We start from the raw sequence: 5030 nt of genomic DNA on the forward strand, positions 1-5030 counted from the left end.
AGGGCGACGAGGAGCCCGAGGACGAGCACCGGCGCCAGATACAGGAAGAGGCGCGGCAGGACGTCGGCCCAGCCCTCGGCGTACGCGGCGCGCAGCGGGGCCGGCAGCTCGTGGACGGGCCCGGCGGTGAGGAACCGGGGGTCGGGACCGCCGTCCGCGGGGGCGGGCAGGCGGTCGGCGAGCCGGGCCGTCAGCAGCGTGCCGAGGAGGGCGACGGCCACGCTTCCGCCGAGTTGCCGGAGGTAGTTGCTCGCGTGGGTGGCGGTGCCGACGTCCTGGGGCCGTGCGGAGTGCTGCACAGCGAGGACCAGGACCGGCATCACCATGCCGATGCCCGCGCCCAGCAGGGCCGTCCAGAGGCCGAAGTGCAGCCGGGGCGTGTCGGGCTCCAGGCGGGAGAGCAGCCACATCCCGGCGGCGGCCAGGGCACTGCCGAGGACCGGGTAGGTCCGGTAGTGCCCGGTGAGGCCGATGAGCCGGCCGGAGACGACCGACGCGGCGACGATGCCGGCCGTCATCGGCAGCATGAGGACGCCCGCCTCGGTCGCGGAGGCGCCGTCGGCCAGCTGGAGCCAGGCCGGGAGATAACTGGCCACCCCGAAGAGCGCGGCACCGATGGCCGGCCCGACGAGCCCGGTGACGACGAAGACCGGGTCCCGGAACAGCCGCAGGGGGATGAGGGGATGGGCCGCGAACCGTTCGACGACGAGGAGAAGGACGGTCGCCGCGACCGCGCCGGCGCCGAGCCCGAGGACGACCCGGGAGTCCCACGCGTGGGTCGTGCCGCCCCAGCCGGCGGCCAGCACCAGGCAGGTCGAGGTGACGGCGAGCAGCAGCGCGCCGACCACGTCGAGCCGCCGCCGGGGCCTGCGGGGCTCCCTCCGCGGTGACTTCAGCGCGAAGGTGACGACGGCGAGGGCGAGCAGGCCGAGGGGCACGTTGGCGTAGAAGCACCACCGCCAGGAGAGCTGGTCGGTGAGATAGCCGCCGAGGAGCGGACCGGTGACGGAGGCGAGGCCGAACACGGCGCCGACCGCGCCAAGGTAGCGGCCGCGGTGCCGATCCGGCACGATGTCGGCGACGATCGCCTGGACGCCGGTCATCAGACCGCCCGCGCCGACGCCCTGGAGGGCGCGGAACGCGATGAGCTGGTCCATGGTGCGGGACCAGCCGGCGAGGGCCGACCCGGCGAGGAAGACGACGAGCGCGAACTGGAAGACGCCCTTGCGGCCGTACAGCTCGCCGAGCCTGCCGTGGACCGGCAGCGTGACGGTGGCCGCGAGCAGATACGCGGTGATCACCCAGGACATCCGGTCCCGGCCGTGCAGTTCACCTGCGAGGCGCGGGAGCGCGACGGCCACGGTCATCTGCTCCAGGGCGGCGAGGAGCAGCACGAGCAGGAGGGCGCAGAACACCGAGCGGACGCGGCCGCTGGCGAGCGGTGGGGGCGCGGCGGGCGGCGATGGCGCGGGGGCGCTGGCCGGTTCGTCCTTCAGCAGTGTGGTCGCGCTCATCCGTACCGCTCCCCTCGTGGCACCTACCGCACAGTTCCCGCGTCAAGCGGCAACTGCCGGTAAGGGCCACGAGTTACGGCGTCCCGGGGAGCGCGACGGAGATCCACTCGAACCGGTGAGGGGCGCAAGGGGTGCCGGTGTGCCGCCCGTTGGGCCGGGCCGCGGGGGCGGCGGCGGGATGCTTCGGAACGCCTACTTCTCGACCTCGGTGGCGAGGTTCGCGAGGATGGCGTCGTAGATCCGGCCGAGGCCCTTGGGGGCGAAGGTCCGCTCGAAGAAGCCGCCGATGCCGCCGGCGCCCTGCCAGGTGGTGGTGACGACGACGCGGGAGCTGCCCTCGCCGGCGGGGGTGACCCGCCAGACGGTGACCATGGAGGAGTTGCGGTCCTTCTCGACGAGCTCGCCGTCGGAGGGCTCGGTGACCTCCAGGAGGCAGTCGCGGACGCGCTTGCTGGTGGCCTGGAGCCGCCAGTGGACGAGGGTGCCCTCGCCGTCGCCGCCCTCGCGCACCTCGTACTCGCTGAAGTGCTCGGGCAGGAGCTTCCCGCGCGTGCCGCTGTAGTCGGCCAGGGTGTCGAACACCGTCTCCGCGTCCGCCGCGACGACTCGTTCCGTCGTGGCCTCGACCTGCGCCATTGCACTTCCTCCAGCACTTGGTAACTCGGGGATGTGCGGAAAGCCAACCACCACCCGGCCGGACGGCCCAAATCGGGGGGCCACAAGGGCGGCGGGCGACCCGCGGGGGATCCCTCCCGGCGAGACCTTCACACGATGTTCGAAAGCCCATTCGCACGATCATGGGAACGTGTGTTCTATTCTGAGGTCAGAGCAACCGAGGAGGCGTCCATGCGCTGGGACCATCTGGCCGAGAACCCCGCCACGGCCCGGGACGCCGCGCTGTTCGGCGCGGAAGCGGTGACGACGCGCACCTTCGACACACCCGAGTTCCGGGGCATGACCTTCCACGAGATCCGGGCGAAATCGATCGTGAACCGGGTCCCGGGGGCCTCCCGGATGCCGTTCGAGTGGACGGTGAACCCCTATCGCGGCTGCACGCACGCGTGCGTCTACTGCTTCGCCCGCAGGACCCACAGCTATCTGGACCTGGACACGGGCCACGACTTCGACTCCCAGATCGTGGTGAAGGTCAACGCGCCCGAGCTGCTGCGCCGCCAGCTGGCCTCACCGCGCTGGCGCGGTGAGCACATCGCGATGGGCACCAACGTGGACTGCTACCAGCGCGCGGAGGGCCGCTACCGGCTGATGCCGGGCATCATCGCCGCCCTGCGCGACCACGCGAACCCCTTCTCGATCCTGACCAAGGGCACGCTGATCCTGCGCGACCTGGACCTCATCCGGCAGGCCGCCGAGGTCACCGAGGTGGGCATCTCCGTCTCCGTCGGCTTCACGGACCAGGAGCTGTGGCGCACGGTCGAGCCGGGCACACCGGCGCCGGAGCGCCGCCTGGACATCGTGCGGACCTTCGCCGACCACGGCATCGGCTGCGGGGTGCTGATGGCCCCCGTGCTCCCCTTCCTCAGCGACCACCCGGACCGGCTGCGCGACACCGTCCGGGCGATCGCGGCCTCCGGGGCGACCTCCGTGACACCGCTGGTGCTGCATCTGCGGCCGGGCGCGCGCGAGTGGTACATGGCCTGGCTGGAGCGCCATCACCCCCATCTCGTACGGCGTTACGAGCGGCTGTACGCGGAGGGGGCGTACGCCCCGAAGTGGTACCAGCGGCAGGTGACCCGTCAGGTCCACGAACTGGCCGAGGAGTTCGGCATGGGCCCCCGGCGCGCGGGGTTGCCGAGGAGGCTCACGCCGCCCGAGCCGGCCCCGGCGGAACAGGCGCCGGACACGGCACCCACCCAACTGACACTTCTCTGAAAGAACATCCCTGACCGGTTCGGGGTCATCCGGGCGCTCCTTCATCGCCGATCGGGTCAAGATGTGACAGACCGGGTTCTTCCGCGCCCTCATTCCGGGACGATGCGACCAAAGGCCGTGGTGTGCACGGCTCGACATCCTCCGTCCTGGGAGACCTGACAGATGAAGAAACGCGCGACCGCCCTGTGCGGTGCCGCCGCTGTGCTGGCCGGGATGGTCACGGCGGTCCCCGCCGACGCGAGCGGCGGCTCCGCGGCCGCCCCGGTGGCGAAGCTCTCCTGGAAGAAGTGCGCCACCAGCGCGTATCCGACCCTCCAGTGCGCCTCCCTGAAGGTGCCGCTGAACCACGCCGACCCGCGGGGCAGGAAGATCACGCTCGCCCTGTCGCGCGTGCCGCACACCGCGAAGAAGTACCAGGGACCGCTGCTGGTCAACCCCGGTGGCCCCGGCGGCAGCGGACTCACCCTGGCCGGCTACCTCGCCTCCTCCCTGCCGAAGAAGGTGGCCGCGCAGTACGACGTCATCGGCTTCGACCCGCGCGGCGTCGGCGCCAGCAGGCCCGCCCTGAACTGCCGGCCGGCCCAGTTCGCGCCGGTGCGCCCCAACTCCCTGCCGGACACCGGCAAGACGGAGAAGGCGAATCTGAAGCGCGCCGAGGACTTCGCCCGGGCGTGCGCCGCGAAGTACGGGGACGTGCTGCCGTACATCGACACGGTGAGCGCGGCCGAGGACATCGACGCCATCCGCGCGGCGCTCGGCGCGAAGAAGATCAACTACTTCGGGTACTCGTACGGCACCTATCTGGGCGCCGTGTACGCCAAGCTCCACCCGAACCGGGTACGGCGCGCGGTGCTGGACTCGGTCGTCGACCCCACCGGCGTCTGGTACGAGAACAATCTCCAGCAGGACCACGCGTTCGACGACCGCCACCGGGCGCTGATGGCCTGGATCGCCAAGCACAACGGGACCTACCGGCTCGGCACCGATCCGCGGAAGGTCGAGGGCAAGTGGTACGCGATGCGGTCGGCGCTGGCCAGGAAGCCCGCGGACGGCAAGGTGGGCGCCTCCGAACTGGAGGACACCTTCCTGCCCGGCGGGTACTACAACGGCTACTGGCCCGACCTCGCCGCCGCGTTCGCGGCGTTCGTGAACAAGAAGGACGACGACCCGCTGGTCGAGGCGTACGAGAACTTCGCCGCCGTCGACACCGCGGGCGCCAACGGCTACAGCGTCTACGCCGCGGTGCAGTGCCGTGACGCGCACTGGCCGCGCGACTGGGACCGGTGGCGTGACGACAACTGGGGGGTGTACGAGAAGGCACCCTTCATGACCTGGAACAACGCCTGGTACAACGCACCGTGCGCGTTCTGGCCCACGGCGTCCCTCAACCCCGTGGACGTCTCCAACGACGCGCTGCCACCGGTCCTGATCTTCCAGGCCACCGACGACGCCGCCACCCCGTACGAGGGCGGTGTCATGACCCATCACCTGCTGCGCGGCTCCAGCCTGGTGGTCGAGCAGGGCGGCGGGAACCACGGCATCTCGCTGAGCGGGAACGCCTGTCTGGACCGGCATCTGGCCGCCTATCTGACCGACGGCACGGTGCCGCGCGGCACCGTGCCGTCG

Annotated in this window: 4 protein-coding genes; 2 read left to right on the plus strand and 2 right to left on the minus strand. The window is 71.6% G+C overall.

What is annotated here, in order from left to right; all coding sequences use genetic code 11:
• Together AOK23_RS41545 and AOK23_RS41550 are read right to left on the minus strand one after the other, a co-directional pair.
• The coding region (locus AOK23_RS41545; protein WP_157878318.1) for an MDR family MFS transporter at positions 1 to 1514 on the minus strand (1514 nt) is incomplete at its 3' end.
• 192 nt (positions 1515 to 1706) lie between these two features.
• Positions 1707 to 2150 (minus strand): SRPBCC family protein, encoded by a 444-nt coding sequence (locus tag AOK23_RS41550; protein ID WP_055513323.1) that lies wholly within the window; start codon positions 2148 to 2150, stop codon positions 1707 to 1709.
• A 210-nt stretch (positions 2151 to 2360) separates the two neighbouring features.
• Here AOK23_RS41550 and AOK23_RS41555 point away from each other — a divergent pair, with 210 nt between their 5' ends.
• Both AOK23_RS41555 and AOK23_RS41560 read left to right on the plus strand, forming a co-directional pair.
• Positions 2361 to 3404: an Rv2578c family radical SAM protein gene (locus tag AOK23_RS41555; RefSeq protein WP_055717579.1), complete on the plus strand. Its 1044-nt coding sequence runs from the start codon at positions 2361 to 2363 to the stop codon at positions 3402 to 3404.
• Positions 3405 to 3566: 162 nt separating this feature from the next.
• On the plus strand, positions 3567 to 5030 hold a 1464-nt coding region (locus AOK23_RS41560; protein ID WP_063791501.1), incomplete at its 3' end, for an alpha/beta hydrolase.

Origin of the sequence: Streptomyces torulosus (assembly GCF_001419765.1) — a bacterium.
GTDB lineage: Bacteria > Actinomycetota > Actinomycetes > Streptomycetales > Streptomycetaceae > Streptomyces > Streptomyces torulosus.

Excerpts from the sequence above, each read along its gene's own strand:
- AOK23_RS41550 (WP_055513323.1), bottom strand. The coding sequence starts at position 2,150 with ATGGCGCAGGTCGAGGCCACGACGGAACGAGTCGTCGCGGCGGACGCG.
- AOK23_RS41555 (WP_055717579.1), top strand. The coding sequence starts at position 2,361 with ATGCGCTGGGACCATCTGGCCGAGAACCCCGCCACGGCCCGGGACGCC.